The organism is Pseudomonas sp. GL_103 (genome assembly GCF_057835175.1).
This window is the reverse complement of sequence record NZ_CM174420.1, coordinates 5,527,485-5,553,341: the sequence shown is the minus strand read 5'-3', so window position 1 is coordinate 5,553,341 and position 25,857 is coordinate 5,527,485. Positions and strand designations below refer to the sequence as shown.

Genomic DNA, 25,857 nt, shown 5'->3' with positions numbered 1-25,857 from the left:
GTGCGACTGCGACTGATCGCCGTCGGTTCACGCATGCCCAAATGGGTGGAAGAAGGCTGGCATGAATATGCCAAGCGTCTTCCGTCCGAGCTGGCGCTGGAACTGGTGGAAATACCGCTCAATACCCGTGGCAAGAACGCCGACGTGGCCCGTTTCATCCGTCAGGAAGGCGAAGCCATGCTGGCCAAGGTCGGGCCGAACGAGCGGATTGTCACTCTCGAAGTCCATGGCAAGCCCTGGAGTACCGAGCAACTGGCGGTCGAGCTCGATCGCTGGCGGCTGGACTCGCGCACTGTCAACTTCATGGTCGGCGGCCCCGAAGGGCTGGCACCGGAAGTCTGTGCCCGGGCTGACCAGCGCTGGTCGTTGTCGCCGCTGACCTTGCCGCACCCGCTGGTGCGGATCCTGATCGGCGAACAGATGTACCGTGCCTGGACCGTGCTGTCCGGTCACCCTTACCACAAGTAGTTCTGCCCTCATGTCCCAGCCGATCCGCATCAAGGACCACGAAAAAGACGCCCGTCTGGTGCGTGGCCGCGTCGTGTTCGGGGCCATTGCCGTGGTGGCGCTGATCTGCGTGCTGATTGCCCGTCTGTATTTCCTGCAGGTGATCCAGTACGAGTACCACTCGACCCTGTCGGAAAACAACCGCGTCCATGTGCAGCCGATTCCGCCGACCCGTGGTTTGATTTTCGACCGCAACGGCGTGGTGATTGCCGATAACCGGCCGAGTTTCAGCCTGAGCATGACCCGCGAGCGGTCCGGCGACTGGCAGCAGGTGCTCGACGTGATCGTCGAAGTGCTGGAGCTGACGCCAGAGGACCGGGTGATCTTCGAGAAGCGCATGCGTCAGGGGCGCCGGCCGTTCGAGCCGGTGCCGATCCTGTTTGAGCTGAGCGAAGAGCAGATCGCCCGGATCGCCGTGAACCAGTTCCGCCTGCCGGGCGTGGAAGTGGTCGCGCAGCTGGTTCGTCACTATCCCCAGGGTGCGCACTTTGCGCACTCGGTGGGCTACATGGGACGGATCAACGAGAAAGAGCTCAAGTCGCTGGACCCGGTCAATTACAGCGGCACCCACCACATCGGCAAAACCGGCATCGAGCGTTTCTACGAGCCTGAATTGCACGGCCAGGTGGGTTACGAGGAAGTCGAGACCAACGCCCGGGGCCGCGTACTGCGCGTGCTCAAGCGTACCGATCCGATTCCCGGCAAGGACATCGTCCTGAGCCTGGACATCAAATTGCAGGAAGCCGCCGAAGCAGCGCTCGGTGGTCGTCGTGGCGCGGTGGTAGCGCTGGACCCGAAAACCGGCGAAGTGCTGGCGATGGTTAGCCAGCCGAGTTTCGACCCGAACCTGTTCGTCACCGGCATCAGTTTCAAGGCCTATTCCGAACTCCGCGATTCCATCGACCGACCGCTGTTCAACCGCGTATTGCGCGGCCTGTACCCGCCGGGTTCGACGATCAAACCGGCGGTGGCGATTGCCGGTCTGGACGCGGGCGTGGTGACGGCGTCGTCGCGAGTGTTCGACCCGGGGTACTACATGCTGCCCAACTACGATCACAAATACCGTAACTGGAACCGTACCGGCGACGGCTTTGTCGACCTCGATACGGCGATCATGCGTTCCAACGACACCTACTTCTATGACCTGGCCCACAAGCTGGGGATCGATCGGCTGTCGGCGTACATGACCAAGTTCGGCATCGGCCAGAAAGTCTCCCTGGACATGTTCGAAGAGTCGCCGGGGCTGATGCCGTCCCGCGAATGGAAACGTGCGACCCGCCGGCAGGCGTGGTTCCCGGGTGAAACGCTGATTCTCGGGATCGGCCAGGGCTATATGCAGTCGACCCCGTTGCAATTGGCCCAGGCCACCGCTCTGGTCGCCAACAAAGGCGTCTGGAACCGTCCGCACCTGGCCAAGACCATCGAGGGCGTGAAACCGGTGGATGAAAATCCGATGCCGGACATCATCCTGCGCGACCCCTCGGACTGGACCAAGGTCAACCACGGCATGCAGCAGGTTATGCATGGTGCCCGTGGTACGGCGCGCAAAGCCTCGATCGGCGCGCAATACCGAATCGCCGGCAAGTCGGGTACGGCCCAGGTGGTCGCGATCAAACAGGGTGAGAAGTATGACCGTTCCAAGGTTCAGGAACGCCATCGCGACCACGCCCTGTTCGTCGGTTTCGCGCCGGCCGACGACCCGAAAATCGTGGTGTCGGTGATGGTCGAGAACGGCGAGTCCGGCTCCGGCGTTGCCGCGCCAGTGGTGCGCCAGATCATGGATGCCTGGCTCCTGGACCAGGACGGTCGGTTGAAGCCCGAATACGCCAGCCCTATCAGTGCAGAGGCTACCGCCCGTGATGAATAACTTCGATCGCATGCTCTCCAGTGAGGATGTGATGCGTCGCCGTGCGACGCTGCTGCAACGCCTGCACATCGACGGCCCGTTGCTGATCCTGCTGCTGACCCTGGCGGCCGGCAGCCTGTTCGTACTCTATTCGGCCAGTGGCAAAAGCTGGGATCTGCTGGCCAAACAAGCCACTTCTTTCGGCATCGGCCTGGTGTCGATGATCGTCATCGCCCAGTTCGAGCCACGCTTCATGGCCCGCTGGGTCCCGGTGGGTTATGTGCTCGGCGTGCTGTTGCTGGTAGTCGTCGATATCATGGGTCACAACGCCATGGGTGCTACCCGCTGGATCAACATTCCCGGGGTGATCCGCTTCCAGCCTTCGGAGTTCATGAAGATCCTGATGCCGGCGACCATCGCCTGGTACCTGTCCAAGCGCACCTTGCCGCCGCAACTCAAGCATGTGGGGGTGAGCCTGTTCCTGATCGGCTTGCCATTCATCCTGATCGTGCGTCAGCCCGACCTCGGCACTTCATTGCTGATTCTGGCGGGGGGCGCCTTCGTGCTGTTCATGGGTGGCCTGCGCTGGCGCTGGATCCTCAGCGTGCTCGCTGCCGCCGTGCCGGTGTCCGTGGCCATGTGGTATTTCGTTATGCACGATTACCAGAAGCAGCGCGTCCTCACGTTCCTCGACCCGGAAAGTGACCCGCTAGGCACCGGCTGGAACATCATCCAGTCCAAGGCCGCCATCGGCTCCGGCGGTGTGTTCGGCAAGGGTTGGTTGCTGGGGACCCAGTCGCACCTGGACTTCCTGCCGGAAAGTCATACCGACTTCATCATTGCCGTATTGGGTGAAGAGTTCGGCCTGGTGGGGATCTGCGCACTGTTGCTGATCTACCTGCTGTTGATCGGCCGTGGCCTGGTGATTACCGCCCAGGCGCAGACATTGTTCGGCAAGTTGCTCGCGGGCAGCCTGACCATGACATTTTTTGTTTATGTTTTCGTCAACATCGGTATGGTCAGTGGCCTGTTGCCGGTGGTGGGGGTGCCGTTGCCGTTCATTAGCTACGGAGGAACTTCGCTGGTGACGCTGCTGTCAGCGTTTGGGGTTTTGATGTCGATCCATACCCATCGCAAGTGGATCGCGCAGGTTTGAATAAGGTGAAATTTTCAATGCAAGTAATGCGTGGCTGGGCGACTCGATACGCGCCATGGGTCGGCCTGGTAAGCATCCTTGGCACCATGCAGGAAGCGTTGGCCGGCGACTACGAAGGCTCACCCCAGGTGGCCGAGTTCGTCGGTGAAATGACCCGCGACTACGGTTTCGCCGGTGAACAATTGATGGGCTTGTTCCGCGAAGCCGAGCGCAAGCAGTCGATTCTGGACGCCATCTCGAAGCCCGCCGAACGGGTCAAGCAGTGGAGCGAGTATCGCCCGATGTTCATCACCGATGCGCGCATCGCCCGGGGTGTGGATTTCTGGCGTCAGCACGAAGCGGTATTGGCCCGTGCCGAGCAGGAATACGGCGTGCCGGCCCAGGTGATTGTCTCGATCATCGGCGTTGAAACCTTTTTCGGCCGTAATACCGGAAATTTCCGGGTGATCGATGCCTTGTCCACCTTGGGTTTCGACTATCCTCCCCGTGCCGAGTTTTTCCGCAAGGAGTTGCGTGAGTTCCTGCTGCTGGCCCGCGAAGAGCAGGTCGATCCGTTGACGCTCAAAGGCTCCTACGCCGGCGCAATGGGATTGCCGCAATTCATGCCGAGCAGTTTCCGCGCCTATGCGGTGGATTTCGACGGTGATGGCCATATCAACATCTGGACCAACCCGGACGATGCCATCGGCAGTGTCGCCAGTTACTTCAAGCGTCATGGCTGGGTCGCCGGCGAACCGGTAGTCAGCCGCGCCGATGTCCGTGGCGATCAGGTCGACGAGGGTTTGACCACAGGAATCGAACCGACGAAAACCGTCGGGGAGTTGCGAGCCCTGGGGTGGTCAAGTCATGATGCGCTGCGCGATGATATGCCGGTTACTGCGTTCCGCCTGGAAGGCGACAATGGCCCCGAGTACTGGATGGGCCTGAAGAATTTTTACGCGATCACGCGATATAACCGCAGCGTGATGTACGCCATGGCCGTACATCAACTGTCTGAACAGCTGGTCCAAGCACGGGGCGTCAAGTAATGCGGGCATTGCCTATCAATAAACCCCTGAAGCTGATGGCATTCGCCGCGCTGGCAGTGTTGGTCGCCAGTTGTTCGACCAGCCGTGCGCCGGCCCAGAAGACCAGCACCGCCGCCGTGCGCACGACACCGGGGCTGGACATCAACCGTGCCCACAAGGATGGCGCGCCATGGTGGGATGTCGATGTTTCGCGTATCCCGGACGCCACGCCGACCCTGCACACCGGTCCATACAAGGCCAACCCGTACACCGTGCTGGGCAAGACTTACTTCCCGCTGCAAGAATCCAAGACCTACGTGCAGTCGGGTACGGCGTCCTGGTACGGCACCAAGTTTCACGGCCAGAACACCGCCAACGGCGAGGTTTATGACCTGTATGGCATGAGTGCCGCGCACAAGACATTGCCACTGCCAAGTTACGTCCGGGTGACCAACCTGGACAACAACAAGAGCGTGATCCTGCGAGTCAACGACCGCGGGCCGTTCTATTCGGACCGGATCATCGACTTGTCCTACGCTGCCGCCAAGAAACTCGGTTACGCCGAAACCGGCACCGCACGGGTCAAGGTCGAAGGCATCGACCCGCAGCAATGGTGGGCCGCCAAGGGCCGTCCGGCACCATTAATGCTCAACGAACCGAAAGTCGCGCAGAATAGCGCCCCGGTGATCACGGCTTCGGCCGGCACCGTCGAGCAATGGACACCACCGCCGCAGCAACACGCCGCCGCGGTGGTGCCTGTGCAGCTTGATGCAAAAAAAAACGCTTCTGCGTCAGCCTCTGGCCAGTATCTGCAGGTGGGCGCGTTCGCCAACCCGGACGCTGCAGAACTCCTGAGATCGAAGCTCAGCGGGATGGTGAGCGCTCCGGTGTTCATCAGTTCGATCGTGCGCAATCAGCAGACCCTGCATCGGGTTCGCCTGGGCCCGATCGGATCGCCGGGTGAAATCCAGCAGGTGCAGAACAGTGTGCGCCTGGCCAATCTCGGTTCGCCAAGCGTTGTGACTGAGTAATACGTAGGACTTGATTGACGGTTCATCTGCGGTTTTGGGGGGTGAACCAGGTTGTTGGCTCTTCGAAGAACAAAAGCCCGGCAAAGGGTGATTGGAGTGAGCAACTGAACACGCGATGACTCGTTAGAAAGTCATCTGATTAGTTTTGCCCTTGGGCAGTTTCCATTAGCGATTTCGAGAGACGGATGAACATCACCACCTTTGCCAAACGCCTGTTCCTGCTAGTCCCGCTGCTCCTCTCGCCAGCCGCATTCGCGGTCGAGATGATGCCTTCGCCACCACAACTGGCCGCCAAGGCCTATGTGCTCATGGATGCCAGCAGCGGCAACGTGCTGGTCGAGAACAATGGTGACCAGCGTCTGCCACCGGCCAGCCTGACCAAGCTGATGACCGCGTATATCGCGACCCTGGAAATCCGTCGTGGCCAGATCGGTGAAAACGACCCGGTAACCGTCAGCGAAAACGCCTGGCGTACCGGCGGTTCGCGGATGTTCATCAAGGTCGGCTCTCAGGTCACCGTCAGCGATCTGCTGCACGGCATCATCATCCAGTCGGGCAACGACGCCAGTGTTGCGCTCTCCGAGCACATCGCCGGCAGCGAAGACGCGTTCGCCGACATGATGAACAAAACCGTTGGCGACCTGGGCATGACCAACAGCCACTTCATGAACCCGACCGGCCTGCCGAACCCTGAGCACTATTCGTCGGCTCACGACATGGCAGTGCTGGCTCGCGCGATCATCCACGAAGACCCGGCTCACTACGCGATCTACTCGCAGAAAGAGTTCTTCTGGAACGGCATCAAGCAGCCGAACCGTAACCTGCTGCTGTGGCGCGACAAGACCGTTGACGGTCTGAAAACCGGCCACACCGACGAAGCCGGCTACTGCATGGTGTCCTCGGCCGTACGTGATGGCATGCGCCTGATCGCCGTGGTGTTCGGCACCAACAGCGAAGTGGCTCGTGCCGCCGAAACCCAGAAGCTGCTGACCTACGGTTTCCGTTTCTTCGAAACCCAGACCTTCTATCAGAAGGGCACCGAGCTGGCTCAGGCTCCAGTCTGGAAAGGCTCCACCAACCAGGTCAAGGCCGGCCTGGCGCAAGACCTGACCATGACCCTGCCAAAAGGCCAGCTGAAAAAGCTCGCTGCCAGCATGACCATGAACCCGCAACTGATCGCGCCAATCGCCAAGGGCGACGTGATCGGTAAAGTCGAAGTCAAACTGGACGACAAGGTGGTGCACAGCGCCGATCTGATCGCTCTGGATGGCGTCGAAGAGGGTGGTATCTTCCGTCGCATGTGGGATAGCATCCGTCTATTCTTCTACGGCTTGTTCAACTGATAGTGTGCACCTGCATGGCCCTGCGCTGATTCGGCGCGGGGCTTTGCCGTCGCCACGGCTTACGCTTACGAGGCCGTTACGCCATGACCGATACCGAAGTAAAGGCGCCAAAGATCGAGTTCCCTGCCAATGATTACCCGGTTAAGGTGATCAGCGACACCGGCGTGGGCAACAAGGACAGAATCATCGACATCGTGCGCAAATATGCAACGATCAACGATGAGCGTGTTGACGAGCGCCAGAGCAGCAACGGCAAATACACCACCATTCAGTTGCACATCGTCGCGACCGACCAGGACCAGCTGTACAACATCAACAGCGAACTGCGGGCAACCGGTTTCGTGCACATGGTGCTGTGATGTCCGGTGTGCTGGGCTTTCGCGAGCTCGGCCAGATGGCTTACGAGCCGGTCTGGCATGCCATGCAACGCTTCACCAACGAACGCGGTACCGACGTTGCCGACGAGATCTGGCTGGTTGAGCATCCTGCGGTGTTCACCCAGGGCCAGGCCGGCAAGGCCGAGCATCTGCTGCTTCCCGGTGATATTCCGGTGGTGCAGGTCGACCGTGGTGGTCAGGTGACCTACCACGGCCCCGGCCAGCTGGTGGCTTACCTGCTGCTGGACGTGCGCAAACTCGGGTTTGGTGTGCGCGATCTGGTCAGCCGGATGGAGCTCTGCCTGATCGAGTTGCTGGCCAGTTACGGTGTGACCGCCGTGGCCAAGCCCGATGCGCCGGGTGTCTACGTCGACGGGGCGAAAATCGCCTCCCTGGGTCTACGGATCCGCCACGGCTGTTCCTTTCATGGCCTGGCCTTGAACGTGGACATGAACCTGGAACCGTTTCGACGGATTAATCCCTGCGGCTATGCCGGGCTGGCGATGACCCAGCTGAGCGATCACGCAGGATCGATTGAATTTGCCGAGGTAAGTGCCCGGCTGCGCGCGCAGCTCGTCAAACACCTCGACTATGCTGAGCAGACGACCCTGACGGGCGGAATCGACTGATATGACTACTGATGCAGTGCAAACCATGATCCCGACGCTCGATGTCACCGAGCGCCCGGCCCCGCGTCCCAAGGTTGAAGCCGGCGTCAAGCTGCGCGGCGCCGAAAAGGTTGCACGCATCCCGGTGAAGATCATTCCGACCACCGAGCTGCCGAAGAAGCCGGACTGGATTCGTGTACGCATCCCGGTTTCGCCGGAAGTCGACCGCATCAAGGCCCTGCTGCGCAAACACAAGCTGCACAGCGTGTGCGAAGAAGCGTCCTGCCCGAACCTGGGCGAGTGCTTCTCCGGTGGCACCGCGACCTTCATGATCATGGGTGACATCTGCACCCGTCGTTGCCCGTTCTGCGACGTCGGCCATGGCCGTCCGAAGCCACTGGACGTCAACGAGCCGGAAAGCCTGGCCATTGCCATCGCCGACTTGCGCCTGAAGTACGTGGTGATCACTTCGGTAGACCGTGACGACCTGCGTGACGGCGGTGCCCAGCACTTTGCCGACTGCATCCGTGAAATCCGCAAGCTGTCGCCGAACGTGCAACTCGAGACCCTGGTGCCGGACTACCGTGGCCGCATGGACATCGCACTGGAAATCACCGCTGCCGAGCCGCCGGATGTGTTCAACCACAACCTGGAAACCGTGCCGCGCCTGTACAAGGCTGCGCGTCCGGGTTCGGACTACCAGTGGTCGCTGACCCTGCTGCAACGCTTCAAGCAGATGATGCCGCACATTCCGACCAAGTCCGGCCTGATGCTGGGCCTGGGCGAGACCGACGAAGAAGTCATTGAAGTCATGAAGCGCATGCGCGAGCACGACATCGATATGCTGACCCTCGGCCAGTACCTGCAACCGTCCCGCAGCCACTTGCCGGTGCAGCGCTTCGTGCACCCGGACACCTTCGCCTGGTTCGCCGAGGAAGGTTACAAGATGGGCTTCAAGAACGTTGCCTCGGGTCCGTTGGTACGCTCCTCGTATCACGCCGACGAGCAGGCCAAGCTGGTCAAGGCCGAGCTGATGTCGTCCTGATCGACGCAATGAAATGAAAAGCGCCCGCACGGCATCCAGCCTCGCGGGCGTTTTTTTGCCTTGCCCATGGCAACGGCTGTTTTTTCCTGCAACCTGCGGGGCAACGGTTCCTCTTCTGTTTGTCCCCGTTCCTGACTACTGTGTGCTGAAGATTTCACGCAGGGAGATTCACGGATGACCGCTCGACCGACCCACACCCTTTGCCCTCATGCCCCCGTCCCGGCACTGCCGTCGGAAGGCATGATCGGCGTCATCGCACCCGCCGGTCCCGCGCCGCTGGACACCGACAAGGCGGTGCAATGGATGCGTGCCCGGGGTTATTCACTGAAAGTGTTTCCCGGGGTCTACGAAAAAAACGGCTACCTGGCCGGTAGTGACGAGGTGCGACTTGGCGACCTGCATGCAGCGTTCGCCGACAGCGAGGTGGATGCGATCATCTGCCTGCGCGGTGGTTATGGCACGCCGCGGCTGCTCGACCGCATTGATTTTGATTTGCTGCGTGACAACGCCAAGCCGTTCGTCGGCTACAGCGACATCACTGCGCTGCATTTGGCGATCAGTCGTTATGCCGGCTTCGTGACCTTTCATGGTCCGATGCTCAATGCCGACCTGCTGGGTGACAAGCAAATACCTACCGAGTCTTCGTTTTTCAACATGCTGCGCGGGCAGGTGAGGGCGGGAACAGTGCTGGCTCATCCGGTGGCCTACCCGCTGACCACGATCGAGCCGGGCGTGGCACATGGGCGCTTGCTCGGAGGCAATCTGGCCATGATCGCCGCGACCATGGGCACGCCCTACGAGATTGACGCCGAGGGCGTCATTCTGTTGATCGAGGACATCAACGAGCCGCTGTATCGCATCGACCGGTTGCTCACCCACCTGCGGCTGGCTGGCACGTTGCACAAGCTGCGCGGCGTGTTGGTCGGGGATGTGGCGGGGGTTGAGGTGGCAGCGCTGGACAGGTTGCTCAAACAGACCTTCGAGCCATTGAAGATTCCGGTGCTGTCCGGGTGGCGCAGTGGGCATTGCGACCCGAATCTGACGCTGCCCATGGGGGCGTTGGTCAGGCTGGATGCGGGGAATCAGGAATTGATGTTGGAGCAGGATGTGGTAATCAGGTAAGTCGCGAATATCTTGAAAAGATCGCAGCCTGCGGCAGCTCCTACGGGGTTTTGTGTACACCCGTAGGAGCTGCCGCAGGCTGCGATCTTTTGCTTTTAACGGTTACGCAATCCTTCCAGCAACTTGTGCGTCGGATACCCGTCCGCCGGCCAGCCAAACGACTGCTGGGCGCTGCGGATCGCCTTGCGGGTGTTGGCGCCGATGATCCCGTCGGCGGTGCCGGCGTCATAGTTTTGTGCGCTCAGCAGGTTTTGCAGCTCGATCCGCTCGGTACGGCTCAGAGGCAGGTCATCCTTTGGCCACGTACCGCTGATCAGGCCCGTGCCATTGAAGCGTTCCGACAACAGGCTCACCCCCAAGGCGTAGGACGACGAGTTGTTGTACTTGAGAATCGCGCGGAAGTTATCGAGCACCAGGAACGCCGGGCCACGGTATCCGGCCGGTAGCAACAGTGCGGCGGACAACTGCTCGGAGCCGGCCGGGACCTGGCCACCGTTGGGCAGCGTAATGCCCAGTTGGCGCCATTCGGCGACACTCTTGCGAATCGTGCCATCGGCCAGCACGTAATTGAAACCGCTCGGCAGCTGGACTTCGAAACCCCACGGCTGACCTCTCTGCCAGCCGGAGCTTTGCAGGTAATGTGCGGTCGAGGCCAGGGCGTCAGCCGAACTGCCCCAGATATCGCGACGGCCGTCGCCGTCGAAGTCGACGGCGTGGGTGTTATAGGTGGTCGGGATGAACTGGGTCTGGCCCATGGCGCCGGCCCAGGATCCGAGCATCCTCTCGGGTTCGATATCGCCTTGTTGCAGGATTTGCAGGGCGGCAATCAATTGCGCGTGGGCGAAACCGGGACGACGACCTTCGTAGGCCAGGGTCGCCAGCGAGTTGATCACCGACTTGCTGCCCTGGAACTGCCCGAAGTTACTCTCCATGCCCCACACCGCCACCAGTGCCTGGCGATCGACGCCGTAGCGCTGCTCGATACTTTGCAGGACGTCAGCGTATTGGTTGACCAGCGACTGGCCTTTGCGTACCCGCAGCGGCGACAAGGCGCCGTCGAGGTATTCCCAAACCGGTTTTGCGAATTCCGGTTGGCTGCGATCGGCACGAATCACGCTGGGGTCGAAGCTGACATCGGCGAAGGCGCGGTCGAACAGATCGGCGCGGATACCGGCGGCCAGGGCATCCTTGCGGAAACCTGCCTGCCATTCGACGAAGGTCTGGGTTGGCTGGATGTCGAGGTTCTCACCGGTCGGAACCACAGGCGGAACAACCGCCGGGGCGGTGGCGACAGGGAACGTCTGAAGCGGCTGAGCGTCGGCTGCGGTCGGTTTTTCCGCACAGGCGACAAGCAAAACAAGGCTGGAGGCAGCGATCAATTGGCGTAAGTGCCAACGACGGGAAAGACAAAAGGGCATGCACGGGTCCAGGGAATACGAATCAGGTACAGACCTTAACATGTCGAAGGGGTGTTCTGCTTTACGCAGCCAGAAAGTAAGAAGCCTCCCAGCTGTCAGACTGGAAGGCTTCGCGGCGGTAACTGCCTTTGCCCTTGGCCGGGCGTTCCTTGCGGCTGCGGAACAATGGCTGGGCGATGATTGATTTGGCCTTGTTGGGACCATGCGTTGATGGCTTTTTGCTCATGATGGTGCCTCGCAAGTGAGTGGTTTTTGCGGGGCAAATCATCGGCCGAAGTTCGGTGTCTGTCTAGTCCCTACATTGTGTAGGACCTTTCATTGATCTTGATAGCGATGTGGTTTCTGTGACGAGGGGCTATTCAGCGGGCAACGTCAGGCGTTGTCCTGCCATCAACAACGTCAACCGGCTCAAACTCATCCACGGCGAACCGGCCGCCTGGCCCTTGATCTGGGCATCGATGCGCTGCGCTTCGAGCAGCAGTTGCGCCCAGCGTTGGGCCGAGTAACGCTGCAGGGCTTTGCTCACCAACGGTTTACGTTTGTCCCATACCGGAGGTTTGGCCTGGCTGAAGGCCTTGTCCAGCGGCGTGCCCTGGCTGTATTGCAGGGAGATATTGGCCAGCAGGCGCAACTCCCGGGCCAGGGCCCAGAGAATCACCGGCGGCTCGACGCCTTCACCGCGCAACCCTTCGAGCATGCGCAACGCATGGGCTGCTTCACCATTGAGCACCGCATCGGTCAGGCCAAAGACGTCGAAGCGCGCACTGTCGGCCACCGCAGCCTGCACGGTTTCAACGGTGATCTGACCCCCTTCGGCCATCAGCTTGAGCTTTTCAATTTCCTGGGCGGCGGCCAGCAAATTGCCCTCGACCCGCGCCGCGATCAGCTCAACGGCGTCCTGGCTGGCGGAAAGCCCGGCCTGGGACAAACGTTGGCGGATCCAGCTTGGCAACTGGGCGACATCGACCGGCCAGATCTGCACGAACTGGGTCTGCTGCCCTTCGACCAGCGCTTTGCCCCACTTGGTTTTCTGCGCGCTGCCATCGAGCTTCGGCAAGCTGATCAGCAGCATGGTGTCCTCGGCCGGGCGCGAGCAGTACTCGATCAGCGCGGCGGCACCTTTGTCGCCGGGTTTGCCGGACGGCAGGCGCAGTTCCAGCAGGCGCTTTTCGGCGAACAGCGACATGCTGGCACCGGCTTGCAGCAGCGTCCCCCAGTCGAAACTGGCGTCGGCGGCAAACACCTGGCGTTCATCGAATCCCTGCTGACGGGCGGCAGCGCGAACAGCGTCGGCCGCCTCCTGGCACAACAACGGGTCATCGCCGCTGATGATATAGACCGGCGCAAGGGCACCTTGCAGGTGTTTGGCGAGTTGGGCGGGGGCGAGCTTCATAAGAGAGGGCGAACGGGGCGCCCGGGCGCCCCGTAAGTCTTACTGCTGCGGCAGTTCGATAGGCGACTGACGCGGGGTATCCGCTTCAGCCTTCTTTGCCGCTTCCAGCGCGGCGGCATCAGCCTTGGCCCTGGCTTCGGCAGTCTGCTGCAACTTGTCCAGTTGGGCCGGGCTCAGTTGTTCCAGGCGCAGCATCATGCGCTGGACCATCTCCCGGCGTCCTTCTGTCCGGGCCGTTTCAGCTTCCTGGTCAGAGCCCACCAGGTTGTTGCCGTCGTGCATGTAGATTTTCTGTACTTCGATTTTGTCGCTCAGCAGTGGCAGATCGCCGCGACCACGGAAGTCGTAGTTCAGCACGGTGGTGATCTGGTACTCGCCGGCATGACCGGCACCTGCGTAGCTGAGGATGCGCTGGCTTTCCTGTTCATTGGTCAGCACCAGCTTGTAAGGAGCGCCGTTATAGACCTTGACGCCGCTGCCAATCAGTACCTGACGCAACTGGGTAACGGTTGGGCCATAAGCGTTACGGGCGCTCAGGTCGAGTTCCTTGATCGCCAGTGCATTGGTGCCGGTGCCGCGCAGCTGGAAACCGCAGGCGCTCAGCAGAACCGCGAGGCCCATCACCAGCAGATTGCGTTTGATCATCTTGTTGCTCCCCTTGAAACCATGTGGGCCGATCAGGCGGCCCGAAAGGTTTTACTCGGCGCCAGGCTCACCTGGCGCCTGATCCAATTAGCTGGCGACGATATTGACCAGTTTCCCGGGCACTACGATCACTTTACGAATGGTCAGACCGTCGACGAAGCGCAGCACGTTCTCGTTGGCACGGGCGGCGGCTTCGACTTCTTCACGGCTGGCGCTGGCCGGCATTTCGATGTGGCCACGTAGCTTGCCGTTGACCTGAATCACCAGTTGCAGGCTGTCCTGTACCAAAGCGCTGTCATCCACCACCGGCCAGCCGGCGTCGATCACAGGTTCAGCGTGACCCAGTTGATTCCACAGTTCGTGGCTGATGTGCGGCGTGATCGGAGCCAGCAGCAGAGTCACGGTTTCCAGGCCTTCGTGAATCAGTGCGCGATCCTGTTCGGTGCCTTGCGCGGCTTTTTCCAGTACGTTCATCAGCGTCATCACCTGGGCGATGGCGGTGTTGAATTTGTGGTTCTGGCCGACGTCCTGGCTGGCCTGCTTGATGGCCAGGTGGATCGAGCGACGAACGGCTTTCTGCTCGTCGTTCAGGCTGGCGACGTCCAGTTTGCCTGGCAGGCCCTGAGTGACGTGGGCTTGAGCCAGACGCCAGACGCGTTTGAGGAAACGGTGCGAACCCTCTACGCCGGAGTCGGACCATTCCGCGCTCATGTCAGGTGGCGAAGCGAACATCATGAACAGGCGGCAGGTGTCTGCGCCGAACTGGTCGATCATCGACTGTGGGTCGACGCCGTTGTTCTTCGACTTGGCCATCTTCTCGGTGCCGCCGATTTCCACCGGCAGACCGTCAGATTTCAATTTGGCGCTGATAACCTTGGCTTTGCTGTCACGCTCAAGCTCGACGTCCGCCGGGTTGAACCAGGTGTAAGCGCCATTGGCTTCGCGGCGATAGTAAGTCTCGGCGATCACCATGCCCTGGGTCAGCAGGTTCTTGAACGGCTCGTTGGAGCTCACCAGGCCTTCGTCGCGCATCAGCTTGTGGAAGAAGCGCGCGTAGAGCAGGTGAAGAATCGCGTGTTCGATACCGCCGATGTACTGATCCACCGGCAGCCAGTGGTCGGCTGCCGATTTTTCCACCAGGCCGCCTTCAAAGTGCGGCGAGGCGTAACGGGCGTAGTACCACGAGGACTCGACGAAGGTGTCCATGGTGTCGGTTTCACGCTTGGCAGGCTGGCCGCATTTAGGGCAGCTGCACTCGTAGAACTCGGGCATGCGCGCCAGTGGCGAACCGGCGCCGTCGGGTACGACGTCTTCCGGTAGCACGACAGGCAGTTGATCTTCCGGTACCGGCACGTCACCGCAAGTGTTGCAGTGGATGATCGGGATCGGGCAGCCCCAGTAACGCTGGCGGCTGATGCCCCAGTCGCGCAGGCGGAACTGGGTACGCGAGGCGCCCAGTTCTTTTTTGATCAGTGCGACTTCGATGGCGTCGAACGCGCCCGCGAAGTCGAGGCCGTCGAACTCGCCGGAATTGATCAGCGTGCCGTACTCGCCGTAGGCGTCTTGCCATGGCGCCGGGTTGCTGTCACCGGAGCTGGTGCGCACTACCGATTTGACCGGCAGGTTGTACTTGTGGGCGAATTCGAAATCGCGCTCGTCGTGGGCCGGAACCGCCATCACCGCGCCGTCGCCGTAGTGCATCAGCACATAGTTGGCGACCCAGACCGGCAGTTTTTCGCCAGTCAGTGGGTGCTCGACGAACAGGCCGGTCGGCAGGCCTTTTTTCTCCTGGGTGGCGACGTCGGCTTCGGCCACGCTGCCGCCCTTGCATTCAGCGATGAACGCTTGCAACTCAGGATTGTTCTGTGCGGCCAGGGTAGCCAAGTGGTGTTCGGCGGCGACGGCGACGTAGGTCGCGCCCATCAGGGTGTCCGGACGGGTGGTGAAGACCTTCAGCGCGCCGGTTTCGCCGATGGAATCGACGTTGTACGGGAACTGCACTTCCATGCCGCGGGATTTGCCGATCCAGTTGCGCTGCATGGTCTTGACCTGTTCAGGCCAGCCAGTCAGTTCGTCGAGGCTCTCCAGCAACTCATCCGCGTAGGCGGTGATCTTGAAGTAGTACATCGGGATTTCGCGCTTTTCGATCAGCGCGCCGGAACGCCAGCCGCGACCGTCGATCACTTGCTCGTTGGCCAGGACGGTCTGGTCGACCGGGTCCCAGTTCACGGTGCCGCTTTTTTTGTAAATCACACCTTTTTCGAACAGGCGAGTGAACAGCCATTGTTCCCAGCGGTAGTAATCGGGCTTGCAGGTGGTCACTTCACGCGACCAGTCCACCGCCAGGCCCAGGCTGCGCAGCTGGGATTTCATGTAGGCAATGTTTTCGTAGGTCCACTTGGCGGGCGCTACGTTGTTCTTCATCGCGGCGTTTTCCGCCGGCATGCCGAAGGCGTCCCAACCCATGGGTTGCAGAACGTTCTTGCCTTGCATGCGCTGGTAGCGGGAGATCACGTCGCCGATGGTGTAGTTGCGCACGTGCCCCATGTGTAGCTTGCCGCTGGGGTAAGGGAACATCGACAGGCAGTAGTAAGTCTCCTTGCCTGGCTGTTCACTGACTTCAAAGGACTTTTGCTCGTCCCAGAACGACTGGGCGGCGGCTTCGATTTCACGGGGCTGATATTGTTCGTGCATGGCTACTTTTGAACTGAATAGGGGTGGCCTAATCCTCTTCAATGCAACGCTGGACGGTGATCACGCCGCATTGGCGTTTTCGATGTCCAGCCGAGCTGGAAGTGGAGTTACAGGAAGCGCCGTAGCATACATGACCGCGCTCTACCGAGGGAAACCCTGATTGCTGCCGCGCGTCTTGCAAAAACCGCTGCGAGGGCCGTTGGTCGCGGCGTTCAGCCGGTTTGTTCATGGAAGCTAAGCTCTAACTGGGGAGTAGGTCTTATCTTCCAATGAGGTGAGGGATGGTTGAGTCACAGCAAAAAGCTACAAAACCGGAGCTGTACGAAAGGCTGATCGATCGTTTGGCCCTGGCCCTGGAAGCGGCAAGAACTGCTGGCCGGTTGCGCGACGTACGCCCTCTGGAACTGGAACTGCGTGGCCTGAGCCCCGCAGAGTTTGCACTGGTCAAGGCGTATCTGGATCGCAGTGAGCGTGAGACACACGGATGCTTGTCTGAGGCGGTAAAGCAACTCGACGCACCACGTTCAGCCAAGATCATCTGGCTAAAGGACAAGGTTCCCGGCAGAGACGCGGTAAAGGTCCGGTCTTTGCAGTTCAAATAAGACGCAGAGCCGTGCTCCATGGTTTTTTGAAGCATAGTCCCTCTGTATTGATTGTCGCATTGCGCTAACCCACTTAGGCTTCGGGCATCTCCAGGAGATGCTCGATGCCTTTTCGTTACTTTGTAAAACAACTTCTTTTGCCCCCCGGCATTCTATTGCTGCTGCTTTTGCTTGCCTGGTGGTTGCGCCGCTCAAGGCCAAGGCTTGCCGGTGTGTGCTTTGCACTGGGGCTGGGTGGCCTTTGGCTGATGAGCCTGCCGGTGGTGGTGCAGTGGAGTGCCGGCCTGCTCGAGCGTGAGCCACCGCTGGCCCGCGACGAATGGGCAGTGCTGGGGCAGCGCGCGGATGCCATCGTTGTCCTTGGTTCCGGGCGCGAGCGCGGTGACGCGGCCTGGGGCGCCGACCAGCCCACCGGTGTCGGCCTGGAACGTCAGCGGTTTGCCGCGCGGCTGGCCAAGGCTTCCGGCCTGCCGGTACTGACCAGCGGCGGCTTGCATTACGGCACTCCGCCAAGCGAGGCGCGGATGATGGCTGACTCCTTGCGCGACGATTTTGGCGTGACTGTGCGCTGGCAGGAAGGACGCAGCCGCACGACCTGGGAAAATGCCCAGTTCAGCGCCGAGGTATTGTTGCCACAGGGCATCAAGCGTGTGGTGCTCGTGACTCATGCAGGGCACATGCCACGGGCGGTCTGGAGTTTCCGCAAGGCCGGGTTTGAGGTGGTGCCGGCGCCGGTAGGGTTTCTGGGCGGCGACAATGCGCGGCCACTGGGTGGCTGGATGCCGGAGTACAAGGCGATCTGGCAGAACGGGCAGTTGATGAACGAGGCGGTGGGGCAGATCGGTTATTCGTTGTTCTATCGCTGAAAATCAAAAGATCGCAGCCTTCGGCAGCTCCTACATTGGGATTGCGTACACCCTGTAGGAGCTGTCGAGTGAAACGAGGCTGCGATCTTTTCACCGTCGCCTCAAATCTTCAGACAGTCTTGGCCATTCGGCTCGCAATCAGCGCCCAGCCAAACAACAACACGCAGAGAATGAGCAATGGCCACGAGCGCCATTCCAGATACGGCGTGAGGTTGTGCATCGGCACCACTTCGCCATACAGGATGCCGCGTTCGAACTGCGGGATCTGATCGGTAATCTGACCGAACGGGTTGATCAGGCCGGACACGCCGTTGTTGGTGGCGCGGATCATCCAGCGGCCGGCCTCCAGCGCACGCATCTGCGCCATCTGCAGGTGTTGCAGCGGGCCGATGGAGGTGCCGAACCAGGTGTCGTTGCTGATGGTCAGCAACAGGTCGCTGCGGGCGGCAAGGCTGGCGGCGAATTCCGGGTAAACCACTTCATAACAGATGTACGGCGCGATCTGATAACCCTTGGCCTGCAGCAGCGGCTGGTCGGCCGGGCCGCGGGCGAAGTCGGACATTGGCAGGTCGAAGAAGGCGATCAGCCCGCGCAGCACATCCTCCAGCGGAACATATTCCCCAAACGGCACCAGTTTTTGCTTGAGGTAAGTGCCGTCGCCTTCGCCGACTACGGTGATGCCATTGAAGAAGCGCTTCTCGTGGCGGACCTCCATGCGGACCGGGACGCCGGTAATCAGCGCCGATTTACGCTCGGCCGCGAAGCTGCCCATCATGTTCAGGTAGCCCTCGGCGGACTCCTTGAGCACCGGGATCGCCGTTTCCGGCCAGATGAGAAGATCGACGCGCCTAGAGTTGAAACTCATGTCGCGGTACAACGCCAGTTGCGCGTTGAGCTGCGCCGGGTCCCACTTCATGCTTTGTTCGATGTTGCCCTGAATGGCGGCGACGCTCAGTGGCGGGCCCGACGGGCTGGTCCAGGCGTGGTGCTTGAGCGCCATTCCGACCAACCATGGGCCAACCAGCAGCAACGCACCGGCAGCGATGAAGCCTTTGCGCCCCGTGCGAATCAGGCGCAAGCCGTTGTAGATCAACGCAGCTGTCAGGGCCAGGGTGAAGGAAATCAGCCACATCCCGCCGATAGGCGCGAGCCCGGCCAGCGGGCCGTCGAGCTGGCTGTAACCGGAATACAGCCACGGGAAACCTGTCAGGAACCAGCCGCGGAAGGCTTCCTGGCCGACCCACAGCGCTGCGAAGGCCAGGGCATCGGCAAGCGGCGCTTCATTGCGGCGCAGCCAGCGCGCCCAGATCCAGGCGGGCAGGGCAAAGAACCAGGCAATCGCCGCCGTGAAGAGCAGCATCAGGAATCCGGCCAGCAATACCGAAGCGCCGCCGAAGTGGTGAATGCTGTAGTAGATCCAGCTGGTGCCGGCACCGAACAGGCCGAAACCGAAACACCAGCCGCGACCCAATGCCTGACGCGGGCTCAGCTCGCGCAGGCCGGCATAGAACAGGCCGACGGCGAGCAATGCCAGTGGCCAGATATCGAACGGCGCCAGGGCCAGTGTGGTGATTGCACCGGCCGCCACGGCCAGCAGGTTACCGGGCCAGCCGGGGCGGGTTGTCCAGCGCATTTCAATCCTTAGCGAGCAATAGGCGTCAGGCGAAGCAAGTGAATCCGACGGCTGTCGGCGTTCAGGATGCGGAAACGGTAAGGGCCGATTTCAGTGATTTCGTTACGTTTTGGCAAATGCCCGAACGCGCTCATCACCAGGCCGCCAACGGTGTCGAATTCGTCGTCGGAGAATTCGCTGTCGAAGAACTCGTTGAAGTTCTCGATCGGCGTCAGGGCCTTGATCAGGAAATCACCGCTGGGCAGCGGCTTGATGTAGCTGTCTTCTTCGACGTCGTGTTCGTCTTCGATGTCGCCGACGATTTGTTCCAGCACGTCTTCGATGGTCACCAGGCCTGCCACGCCGCCGTACTCGTCGATGACGATGGCCATGTGGTTGTGGTTGGCGCGAAACTCGCGCAGCAGCACGTTAAGGCGCTTGGACTCCGGCACGAAGGTGGCCGGGCGCAGCAGGTCCTTGATGTTGAAGCTGTCGCCGTTCTCCTTGAGGATCAGCGGCAGCAAGTCCTTGGCCAGCAACACGCCCATCACGTCATCGTGGCTTTCGCCGATCACCGGGTAGCGGGAGTGGGCCGAGTCGACCACGGCGGGCAGGAACTCGCGGGGTGTCTGGGTCGCCTTGATGCTGACCATCTGCGAGCGCGGGACCATGATGTCCCGGACCTGCAAGTCAGCCACTTGGATGGCGCCTTCGACGATGGCCAGCGCTTCGCTGTCCAGCAGTTTGTTCTGGTGTGCATCGCGCAGCAGCTCCAGCAGCTCCTGGCGGTTTTTCGGCTCGTGGGCAAAAGCCTGGGTGAGCTTACCCAGCCATGACTTCTGCCCGTTGCTCGATCGATCTTCGCTCATAGCGATTACTCTGAATCCTTTGTTGTTTCGGTAGGGGATAAATCGGTTTCGTCGTCCGCGTACGGATCGGGATAGCCCAGTTCTGCAAGCAACGTTCGTTCCAGTGCTTCCATTTCTTCGGCTTCGTCATCATCAATATGGTCGTAACCAAGCAGATGCAAGCAGCCGTGAATCACCAGATGTGCCCAATGGGCCTTGAGTTCCTTGCCCTGTTCAGCGGCTTCACGCTCGACCACGGCCACGCAGATCACCAGATCGCCCAGCAGCGGGATGTCGAGGAACTCATCCGGCACGTCGGCCGGGAATGACAAGACGTTAGTTGCGTAGTCCTTTTGCCGCCAGGTGTGGTTCAGCTCGCGTCCTTCGGCCTCGTCGACCAGACGAATGGTCATCTCCGAGTCGGCGGTGCGCTGGCGCAAAGCCAGTTCGCACCACTGGCGGAACTCGGCTTCGCTGGGGGCGTTGGCTTCAGTGGCTATTTGCAGGTCAAGCTCAAGCATCGCGGCGGCTATCCTTGGCGGCGGCATCATCGGCCGCTTTGGTTTCGAAGCGCTCATAGGCTTCGACGATGCGCTGCACCAGCGGATGGCGCACGACGTCCTTGGGCTGGAAATGGGTGAAGCTGATCCCCGGCACATCCTTGAGCACTTCAATCACATGGTGCAGGCCGGACTTGGTGCCGCGTGGCAGGTCGACCTGGGTGATGTCCCCGGTGATGACGGCCGTGGAACCGAAGCCGATCCGGGTCAGGAACATCTTCATTTGCTCGACCGTGGTGTTCTGGCTTTCATCGAGAATGATGAAGCTGTTGTTCAGCGTACGGCCGCGCATGTAGGCCAGTGGCGCGACCTCGATCACCTGGCGCTCGATCAGCTTGGCGACGTATTCGAAGCCGAGCATTTCGTAGAGCGCGTCGTAGAGCGGGCGCAGGTACGGGTCGATTTTTTGCGACAGGTCGCCGGGCAGGAAGCCGAGTTTTTCACCCGCTTCGACCGCCGGACGAACCAGCAGGATGCGGCGAATCTGCTCGCGCTCCAGTGCATCCACCGCGCAGGCCACAGCCAGGTAGGTCTTGCCGGTACCGGCCGGGCCGATGCCGAAGTTGATGTCGTTACCGAGGATTTCCTTCACGTAGCGCAGCTGATTCAAGCCGCGGGGGCGAATCATGCCTTTCTTGGTGCGCAGGGCCACGGACGGTTCGGCGGGGGAGTGGTTGTCCAGCTGCTCGACGGCCGATTCCTGCAGGAACAGGTGCACCATGTCCGGCGACAGCTCGGTACCCTTGGTTTCCCGGTACAGGCGGCGCAGGAGGTTTTCCGCGGAGGTGGTGTGTTTGGGTTCGCCGATCAACTCGAACTGGTTTCCGCGATTGCGGATCTCGATGGTCAGGCGCTGTTCGATCAAGCGCAAATGCTCGTCGAATTGCCCGCACAGATTGGCGAAGCGGCGAGCTTCAAAAGGCTCGAGGATGAAACGATGTGGTTCTATGGGTGCGTTCAAGGTCGTATTTAGCCGCCCTGGGGCAATAGTGATGAATCAAGGATAGCGCCAGTGGCGTGGGCGCGAAAGCTCTTAAATAACCAACGTCGTACGCGGTCCCTGTGGGAGCGAGCTTGCTCGCGAAGAGGGTGTGCCAGTCGACAATAATTTAACTGACACACCGCTTTCGCGAGCAAGCCCGCTCCCACAAGGGGGATGCGGTGTTATTGGACTAGCGAACCCCGCAGCGAGTGCGGCTGCGCGGCATCGATGTGCACATCCGCGAACTGGCCGATCAGGGTCGGATTGTCGCAGCGGAAGTTTACGATACGATTATTCTCGGTCCGGCCTTGCAGCTCGCCCGGGTCTTTTTTCGAGTAATCGGTCACCAGGATCCGCTGGATCGAACCGACCATTTGTCGGCTGATCTCGAAACCTTGCTGATTCAAACGATGTTGCAGCGCGTTCAGGCGTTCTTTCTTCAGTTCTTCCGGGGTGTCATCGGCCAGATCGGCAGCCGGAGTGCCCGGGCGCTGGCTGTAGACGAACGAGTAGGAAAAGTCGAAGCCGACGTCGGCAATCAGCTTCATGGTTTGCTCGAAGTCTTTCTCGGTCTCGCCCGGGAAGCCGACGATGAAGTCCGAACTGATGCAGATCCCCGGCACGGCGGCGCGCAGCTTGCGCAGTTTCGATTTGTATTCCAGCGCGGTGTGGTTGCGCTTCATCGCGGCGAGGATGCGGTCCGAGCCCGATTGCACCGGCAAGTGCAGGTGCTTGACCAGCTCCGGCACGTCGGCGTGGGCCTGGATCAGGCTGTCGGAGAATTCCAGCGGGTGCGAAGTGGTGTAGCGGATGCGGTCGATGCCGTCTACCGCGGCGACCACGCGGATCAGCTCGGCCAGGTCGGCCAGGCGCCCATCATGAGTAGTCCCACGATAGCCGTTGACGTTCTGCCCCAGCAGCGTCACTTCGCGCACGCCGTTTTCGGCCAGGTGAATGATCTCGGCAAGCACGTCGTCGAACGGCCGGCTGACCTCTTCGCCGCGGGTGTAGGGCACCACGCAGAACGTGCAGTACTTGCTGCAACCTTCCATCACCGACACGTAAGCGCTCGGGCCGTCGATGCGAGGCTCGGGCAAATGGTCGAATTTTTCGATTTCCGGGAACGAGACGTCCACTTGCGGCAGCTTGGTGATGCGCGCGGCGTCGATCATTTCCGGCAGGCGGTGCAGGGTCTGCGGGCCGAAGACCACGTCAACGTACGGCGCGCGATCGCGGATGGCCGCGCCTTCCTGGCTGGCCACGCAACCGCCGACGGCGATCACCATGTCCGGGTTGGCCAGCTTCAGTTCGCGCCAGCGACCGAGCTGGGAGTAGACGCGATCCTGGGCACGTTCGCGGATCGAGCAGGTGTTGAGCAGGATCACGTCGGCGTCTTCAGCGCGGGCGGTGACTTCCAGGGCCTGATGTTCGCCCAGCAGATCGACCATGCGCGAGCTGTCGTACTCGTTCATCTGGCAACCGTGGGTTTCGATGTAAAGCTTCTTGGCCATGGAATAGAGTCATCACGTGATTCAAAGAACCGCGCATTATAGGGAACATGTACCCAGGTTCCTACCGCTGCGCGTCCAATGGCTATGCTATAGTTCGCGCCCTCATTTTTATCCCCCGATGTGTTGCTCGCCTGCCATGACCAAACGTGAAGCTCCAATCTACAAGGTGATTTTCCTCAACCAGGGCCAGGTGTTCGAAATGTACGCCAAGCAGATCTATCAAAGTGATCTGTGGGGGTTTCTGGAAGTGGAAGAGTTCGTCTTTGGCGAGCGCACGCAAGTGGTCGTCGACCCGAGCGAAGAAAAGCTCAAGGCTCAGTTCGAAGGCGTGGTGCGCAGTTTTGTGCCGATGCATTCGATCGTGCGTATCGACGAAGTCGAGCGTATGGGAACACCGAAAATCAGCGAAGCCCGTGGCGCGGTCGGCAATGTCATGCCGTTTCCGATGCCGATGCCTGAGAAGTAAGTTTCAGTATCGAGTTGCCCCCAATCGTCGGAACGCCGCCCGGAGCAAGCTCGCTCCCACAGGGAATTGCGCCGCACACAGGTTTTGTGAGCGCCAGAGATCAACTGTGGGAGCGAGCTTGCTCGCGATTGGGGAAGTCAGAACACAGCAGAAATCAGGGTAGAGGCGCGAAAGGCGTACGCCCGTCAGCGCTCTGCAATTCCATCAAATATTTACGGAAGATTTGCCCAAGCACCTGGGTCGCAAGCTCCAGTTCTTCGCGGGGCATCTTTTCGGTGACTTCGTCGGCGGTGTCCAGGGCCTCTTCGGCGCCGTTGACCGCCGCCATCTTCAGCAGGATGTACGCCTGAACGTTATTGGCCGGCACGCCTTCGCCGTGGAAGAACATTGTGCCGAGTTTGAATTGTGCCTGGGCGTGGCCTTGCAACGAGGCTTTTTCGAAATAGCTCAGGGCTTGATTGAGGTCGCGCGGCGTGTTTTTGCCTTCGTAGTAGAACTCACCCAACTCGTATTGCGCTTGCGCATCCCCTTCTTCCGACGCTTTCTGGCAGGCGGCGAGCGCCTGTTCCAGGTCTTGCGGCTGGGTATTGAGGGTGCAGCGACCCATCGCTGGGATTAACAACGAGTTGCCGCCTGCTTGTGCGTGCGCGAGCAGGGGCTGAAGAAGCAACAGGCAGCCCAGTGCAAGGGTGCGGCCGGTGCGGTTCATGGGAATCGACTTACCTCTGAAGGGCGCGCGGACCCATCGAGGGGATCCAATAAGCGCGCATTATGAAATAAGCAGGGCCAACCTTACAAAGTCTTTACTCGTTTTTCTGCTGCGCGGGAAATTTATCGCCCACTTTGCGGGGGATTATCAGCAGACGAGCAGGAAAAAACCTGGGAATGCAGGCGAAAGCTGACGCTGGCAAGGGCCAACGTCAGCTTTTGAGCGTTACTTCAAGGCCGCGAAGGCGCGCTCGGCGGCGTCCAGGGTCAGCTTCAGTTCAGCTTCGCCGTGGGCGATCGAAGTGAAACCGGCTTCGAATGCGCTCGGTGCCAGGTACACGCCACCTTCGAGCATCAGGTGGAAGAAGCGGCCGAACAGGGCTGCGTCGCTGGCCATGACGTCATCGAAGGTGACGATATTGTCGGCACTGCTGAAGTACAGGCCGAACATGCCGCCGGCCTGCGTTGTCACGAACGGAATGCCGGCCGCATCGGCGCGCTGTTGCAGGCCGTCGAGCAGGCGAGTGGTGTAATCGGTCAACTCGGCGTGGAAGCCCGGGCGGCTGATCAGACGCAGGGTGGTCAGGCCGGCGGCCATCGCCAGCGGGTTACCGGACAGCGTACCGGCCTGGTAGACCGGGCCCAGCGGGGCGATGCGCTGCATGATTTCGCGCTTGCCGCCGAAGCAGCCGACCGGCATGCCGCCACCGATGATCTTGCCGAAGGTGGTCAGGTCCGGCGTCACGCCGTAGTACGCCTGGGCACCGCCGAGGGCGACACGGAAACCGGTCATCACTTCGTCGAAAATCAGCACCACGCCATGCTTGTCGCACAGGGTCCGCAGGCCTTCGAGGAAACCCGGTGCCGGCGGTACGCAGTTCATGTTGCCGGCCACTGGCTCGACGATGATGCAGGCCACGTCCTGGCCGACTTCGGCGAGCATGGTTTCTACCGCGTCGATGTCGTTGAACGGCAGGGTCAGGGTGTGTTTGGCGAATGCCGCCGGTACACCGGCTGAACTCGGTACGCCCTGGGTCAGTGCGCCGGAACCGGCCTTGACCAGCAGGCTGTCGGAGTGACCGTGGTAGCAGCCTTCGAACTTGATGATGCTGTCGCGGCCAGTGAAGCCACGGGCCAGGCGAATGGCGCTCATGGTCGCTTCGGTGCCGGAGCTGACCATGCGCACCATTTCCATCGACGGCACCAGAGAGCAGACCAGGTCAGCCATCTGGGTTTCCATCTCGGTCGGGGCACCGTAGGACAGGCCGTGCTCAAGCTGTTTGCGCACCGCGTCCAGTACGTCCGGGTGGCTGTGGCCGAGAATCATCGGACCCCAGGAACCGACGTAATCCACATAGCGCTTGTCATCTTCGTCGGTGACGTAGGCGCCTTCGGCGTGCTTGAAAAACAGCGGCGTGCCGCCGACGCTCTTGAACGCGCGAACCGGCGAGTTCACGCCACCGGGAATGTGTTTCTGGGCATTGGCAAACAGCGTTTCGGAACGAGACAT

The 25,857-nt window shown here is 60.8% G+C and carries 25 protein-coding genes; 13 read left to right on the top strand and 12 right to left on the bottom strand.

All coding sequences use genetic code 11. The features are described from left to right. The 10 genes from rlmH to AC3IP0_RS24975 all read left to right on the top strand — a co-directional run bounded on the left by rlmH (position 1) and on the right by AC3IP0_RS24975 (position 10,042). Positions 1–468: a 23S rRNA (pseudouridine(1915)-N(3))-methyltransferase RlmH gene (gene rlmH, locus AC3IP0_RS25020; protein WP_008052376.1), complete on the top strand. Its 468-nt coding sequence runs from the start codon at positions 1–3 to the stop codon at positions 466–468. A 10-nt stretch (positions 469–478) separates the two neighbouring features. After that, positions 479–2,374, top strand: a complete 1,896-nt coding sequence (gene mrdA, locus AC3IP0_RS25015; protein ID WP_489317358.1) for a penicillin-binding protein 2 — start codon at positions 479–481, stop codon at positions 2,372–2,374. 31 nt (positions 2,375–2,405) lie between these two features. Next, complete coding sequence (gene rodA / locus AC3IP0_RS25010) at positions 2,406–3,509, top strand: rod shape-determining protein RodA (protein ID WP_053162859.1); 1,104 nt, start codon at positions 2,406–2,408, stop codon at positions 3,507–3,509. A gap of 17 nt (positions 3,510–3,526) precedes the next feature. Next, positions 3,527–4,537: a lytic murein transglycosylase B gene (gene mltB, locus AC3IP0_RS25005; protein ID WP_489326146.1), complete on the top strand. Its 1,011-nt coding sequence runs from the start codon at positions 3,527–3,529 to the stop codon at positions 4,535–4,537. Beyond that, positions 4,537–5,547 carry a septal ring lytic transglycosylase RlpA family protein gene (locus AC3IP0_RS25000; RefSeq protein WP_056728859.1) on the top strand — a complete coding sequence of 337 codons (1,011 nt, stop codon included), beginning with the start codon at positions 4,537–4,539 and terminating at the stop codon, positions 5,545–5,547. Before mltB ends, AC3IP0_RS25000 begins: the two co-directional genes overlap by 1 nt. Positions 5,548–5,732: 185 nt before the next feature. Then, positions 5,733–6,890, top strand: a complete 1,158-nt coding sequence (locus AC3IP0_RS24995) for a D-alanyl-D-alanine carboxypeptidase family protein (protein ID WP_056728857.1) — start codon at positions 5,733–5,735, stop codon at positions 6,888–6,890. 83 nt (positions 6,891–6,973) lie between these two features. Beyond that, entirely contained in the window at positions 6,974–7,249 is a 276-nt protein-coding gene (locus AC3IP0_RS24990; protein WP_008052383.1) for a DUF493 domain-containing protein, read from the top strand. Beyond that, a complete protein-coding gene (lipB, locus tag AC3IP0_RS24985; protein ID WP_489317357.1) occupies positions 7,249–7,896 on the top strand; it encodes a lipoyl(octanoyl) transferase LipB in 648 nt (215 codons plus the stop codon). The genes AC3IP0_RS24990 and lipB overlap by 1 nt, the downstream gene beginning before the upstream one ends. Positions 7,897–7,921: 25 nt before the next feature. Continuing rightward, positions 7,922–8,920: a lipoyl synthase gene (gene lipA / locus AC3IP0_RS24980; RefSeq protein WP_162130289.1), complete on the top strand. Its 999-nt coding sequence runs from the start codon at positions 7,922–7,924 to the stop codon at positions 8,918–8,920. A gap of 174 nt (positions 8,921–9,094) precedes the next feature. Then, the gene (locus tag AC3IP0_RS24975) at positions 9,095–10,042 is read left to right on the top strand and encodes a S66 peptidase family protein (RefSeq protein WP_489326145.1); all 948 of its coding nucleotides are present in this window, start codon (positions 9,095–9,097) and stop codon (positions 10,040–10,042) included. Positions 10,043–10,137: 95 nt separating this feature from the next. Here AC3IP0_RS24975 and AC3IP0_RS24970 read toward each other — a convergent pair whose 3' ends face one another. The 5 genes from AC3IP0_RS24970 to leuS form a co-directional block, all read right to left on the bottom strand. Beyond that, on the bottom strand, positions 10,138–11,460 hold the full coding sequence (locus AC3IP0_RS24970; RefSeq protein ID WP_489326144.1) for a lytic murein transglycosylase: 1,323 nt from the start codon (positions 11,458–11,460) through the stop codon (positions 10,138–10,140). 61 nt (positions 11,461–11,521) lie between these two features. Beyond that, on the bottom strand, positions 11,522–11,686 hold the full coding sequence (arfA, locus tag AC3IP0_RS24965) for an alternative ribosome rescue factor ArfA (RefSeq protein ID WP_489326143.1): 165 nt from the start codon (positions 11,684–11,686) through the stop codon (positions 11,522–11,524). Between the two features lie 129 nt (positions 11,687–11,815). Next, entirely contained in the window at positions 11,816–12,853 is a 1,038-nt protein-coding gene (gene holA, locus AC3IP0_RS24960) for a DNA polymerase III subunit delta (protein ID WP_489317354.1), read from the bottom strand. Positions 12,854–12,892: 39 nt separating this feature from the next. Continuing rightward, entirely contained in the window at positions 12,893–13,498 is a 606-nt protein-coding gene (locus AC3IP0_RS24955; RefSeq protein WP_489326142.1) for an LPS-assembly lipoprotein LptE, read from the bottom strand. 87 nt (positions 13,499–13,585) lie between these two features. Then, positions 13,586–16,192 (bottom strand): leucine--tRNA ligase, encoded by a 2,607-nt coding sequence (leuS, locus tag AC3IP0_RS24950; RefSeq protein WP_489326140.1) that lies wholly within the window; start codon positions 16,190–16,192, stop codon positions 13,586–13,588. Positions 16,193–16,473: 281 nt separating this feature from the next. On the opposite strand from leuS, the gene AC3IP0_RS24945 reads away from it, so the two are divergent. Both AC3IP0_RS24945 and AC3IP0_RS24940 read left to right on the top strand, forming a co-directional pair. Then, positions 16,474–16,794 carry a hypothetical protein gene (locus AC3IP0_RS24945; RefSeq protein ID WP_008052397.1) on the top strand — a complete coding sequence of 107 codons (321 nt, stop codon included), beginning with the start codon at positions 16,474–16,476 and terminating at the stop codon, positions 16,792–16,794. A gap of 104 nt (positions 16,795–16,898) precedes the next feature. Next, the gene (locus AC3IP0_RS24940; protein WP_489317351.1) at positions 16,899–17,660 is read left to right on the top strand and encodes a YdcF family protein; all 762 of its coding nucleotides are present in this window, start codon (positions 16,899–16,901) and stop codon (positions 17,658–17,660) included. Positions 17,661–17,769: 109 nt separating this feature from the next. Here the strand turns inward: AC3IP0_RS24940 and lnt are convergent, their stop codons facing one another. From lnt to miaB, 5 genes are all read right to left on the bottom strand, one after another. After that, a complete protein-coding gene (gene lnt / locus AC3IP0_RS24935; protein ID WP_489326138.1) occupies positions 17,770–19,293 on the bottom strand; it encodes an apolipoprotein N-acyltransferase in 1,524 nt (507 codons plus the stop codon). An 8-nt stretch (positions 19,294–19,301) separates the two neighbouring features. Next, positions 19,302–20,141: a CorC family transporter gene (locus AC3IP0_RS24930; RefSeq protein WP_027924283.1), complete on the bottom strand. Its 840-nt coding sequence runs from the start codon at positions 20,139–20,141 to the stop codon at positions 19,302–19,304. A gap of 5 nt (positions 20,142–20,146) precedes the next feature. Continuing rightward, positions 20,147–20,641 (bottom strand): rRNA maturation RNase YbeY, encoded by a 495-nt coding sequence (gene ybeY, locus AC3IP0_RS24925; RefSeq protein WP_489317349.1) that lies wholly within the window; start codon positions 20,639–20,641, stop codon positions 20,147–20,149. Then, entirely contained in the window at positions 20,634–21,641 is a 1,008-nt protein-coding gene (locus AC3IP0_RS24920; RefSeq protein ID WP_008022966.1) for a PhoH family protein, read from the bottom strand. Before AC3IP0_RS24920 ends, ybeY begins: the two co-directional genes overlap by 8 nt. Before the next feature lie 203 nt (positions 21,642–21,844). Continuing rightward, positions 21,845–23,173 carry a tRNA (N6-isopentenyl adenosine(37)-C2)-methylthiotransferase MiaB gene (miaB, locus tag AC3IP0_RS24915; RefSeq protein WP_489317348.1) on the bottom strand — a complete coding sequence of 443 codons (1,329 nt, stop codon included), beginning with the start codon at positions 23,171–23,173 and terminating at the stop codon, positions 21,845–21,847. A 136-nt stretch (positions 23,174–23,309) separates the two neighbouring features. Here miaB and AC3IP0_RS24910 point away from each other — a divergent pair, with 136 nt between their 5' ends. Then, positions 23,310–23,639 carry a DUF1820 family protein gene (locus tag AC3IP0_RS24910; RefSeq protein WP_008052403.1) on the top strand — a complete coding sequence of 110 codons (330 nt, stop codon included), beginning with the start codon at positions 23,310–23,312 and terminating at the stop codon, positions 23,637–23,639. 154 nt (positions 23,640–23,793) lie between these two features. Here AC3IP0_RS24910 and AC3IP0_RS24905 read toward each other — a convergent pair whose 3' ends face one another. After that, complete coding sequence (locus AC3IP0_RS24905) at positions 23,794–24,348, bottom strand: tetratricopeptide repeat protein (protein WP_057713169.1); 555 nt, start codon at positions 24,346–24,348, stop codon at positions 23,794–23,796. A 225-nt stretch (positions 24,349–24,573) separates the two neighbouring features. Continuing rightward, the gene (gene hemL, locus AC3IP0_RS24900; RefSeq protein WP_489317347.1) at positions 24,574–25,857 is read right to left on the bottom strand and encodes a glutamate-1-semialdehyde 2,1-aminomutase; all 1,284 of its coding nucleotides are present in this window, start codon (positions 25,855–25,857) and stop codon (positions 24,574–24,576) included.

Bases quoted from the DNA above. Each gene is read 5' to 3' on its own strand.
- mrdA (WP_489317358.1), top strand. From the start codon at position 479: ATGTCCCAGCCGATCCGCATCAAGGACCACGAAAAAGACGCCCGTCTG.
- rodA (WP_053162859.1), top strand. From the start codon at position 2,406: ATGCGTCGCCGTGCGACGCTGCTGCAACGCCTGCACATCGACGGCCCG.
- mltB (WP_489326146.1), top strand. From the start codon at position 3,527: ATGCAAGTAATGCGTGGCTGGGCGACTCGATACGCGCCATGGGTCGGC.
- AC3IP0_RS25000 (WP_056728859.1), top strand. From the start codon at position 4,537: ATGCGGGCATTGCCTATCAATAAACCCCTGAAGCTGATGGCATTCGCC.
- AC3IP0_RS24995 (WP_056728857.1), top strand. From the start codon at position 5,733: ATGAACATCACCACCTTTGCCAAACGCCTGTTCCTGCTAGTCCCGCTG.
- AC3IP0_RS24990 (WP_008052383.1), top strand. From the start codon at position 6,974: ATGACCGATACCGAAGTAAAGGCGCCAAAGATCGAGTTCCCTGCCAAT.
- lipB (WP_489317357.1), top strand. From the start codon at position 7,249: ATGTCCGGTGTGCTGGGCTTTCGCGAGCTCGGCCAGATGGCTTACGAG.
- lipA (WP_162130289.1), top strand. From the start codon at position 7,922: ATGATCCCGACGCTCGATGTCACCGAGCGCCCGGCCCCGCGTCCCAAG.
- AC3IP0_RS24975 (WP_489326145.1), top strand. From the start codon at position 9,095: ATGACCGCTCGACCGACCCACACCCTTTGCCCTCATGCCCCCGTCCCG.
- AC3IP0_RS24970 (WP_489326144.1), bottom strand. From the start codon at position 11,460: ATGCCCTTTTGTCTTTCCCGTCGTTGGCACTTACGCCAATTGATCGCT.
- arfA (WP_489326143.1), bottom strand. From the start codon at position 11,686: ATGAGCAAAAAGCCATCAACGCATGGTCCCAACAAGGCCAAATCAATC.
- holA (WP_489317354.1), bottom strand. From the start codon at position 12,853: ATGAAGCTCGCCCCCGCCCAACTCGCCAAACACCTGCAAGGTGCCCTT.
- AC3IP0_RS24955 (WP_489326142.1), bottom strand. From the start codon at position 13,498: ATGATCAAACGCAATCTGCTGGTGATGGGCCTCGCGGTTCTGCTGAGC.
- leuS (WP_489326140.1), bottom strand. From the start codon at position 16,192: ATGCACGAACAATATCAGCCCCGTGAAATCGAAGCCGCCGCCCAGTCG.
- AC3IP0_RS24945 (WP_008052397.1), top strand. From the start codon at position 16,474: ATGGTTGAGTCACAGCAAAAAGCTACAAAACCGGAGCTGTACGAAAGG.
- AC3IP0_RS24940 (WP_489317351.1), top strand. From the start codon at position 16,899: ATGCCTTTTCGTTACTTTGTAAAACAACTTCTTTTGCCCCCCGGCATT.
- lnt (WP_489326138.1), bottom strand. From the start codon at position 19,293: ATGCGCTGGACAACCCGCCCCGGCTGGCCCGGTAACCTGCTGGCCGTG.
- AC3IP0_RS24930 (WP_027924283.1), bottom strand. From the start codon at position 20,141: ATGAGCGAAGATCGATCGAGCAACGGGCAGAAGTCATGGCTGGGTAAG.
- ybeY (WP_489317349.1), bottom strand. From the start codon at position 20,641: ATGCTTGAGCTTGACCTGCAAATAGCCACTGAAGCCAACGCCCCCAGC.
- miaB (WP_489317348.1), bottom strand. From the start codon at position 23,173: ATGGCCAAGAAGCTTTACATCGAAACCCACGGTTGCCAGATGAACGAG.
- AC3IP0_RS24910 (WP_008052403.1), top strand. From the start codon at position 23,310: ATGACCAAACGTGAAGCTCCAATCTACAAGGTGATTTTCCTCAACCAG.
- AC3IP0_RS24905 (WP_057713169.1), bottom strand. From the start codon at position 24,348: ATGAACCGCACCGGCCGCACCCTTGCACTGGGCTGCCTGTTGCTTCTT.
- hemL (WP_489317347.1), bottom strand. From the start codon at position 25,857: ATGTCTCGTTCCGAAACGCTGTTTGCCAATGCCCAGAAACACATTCCC.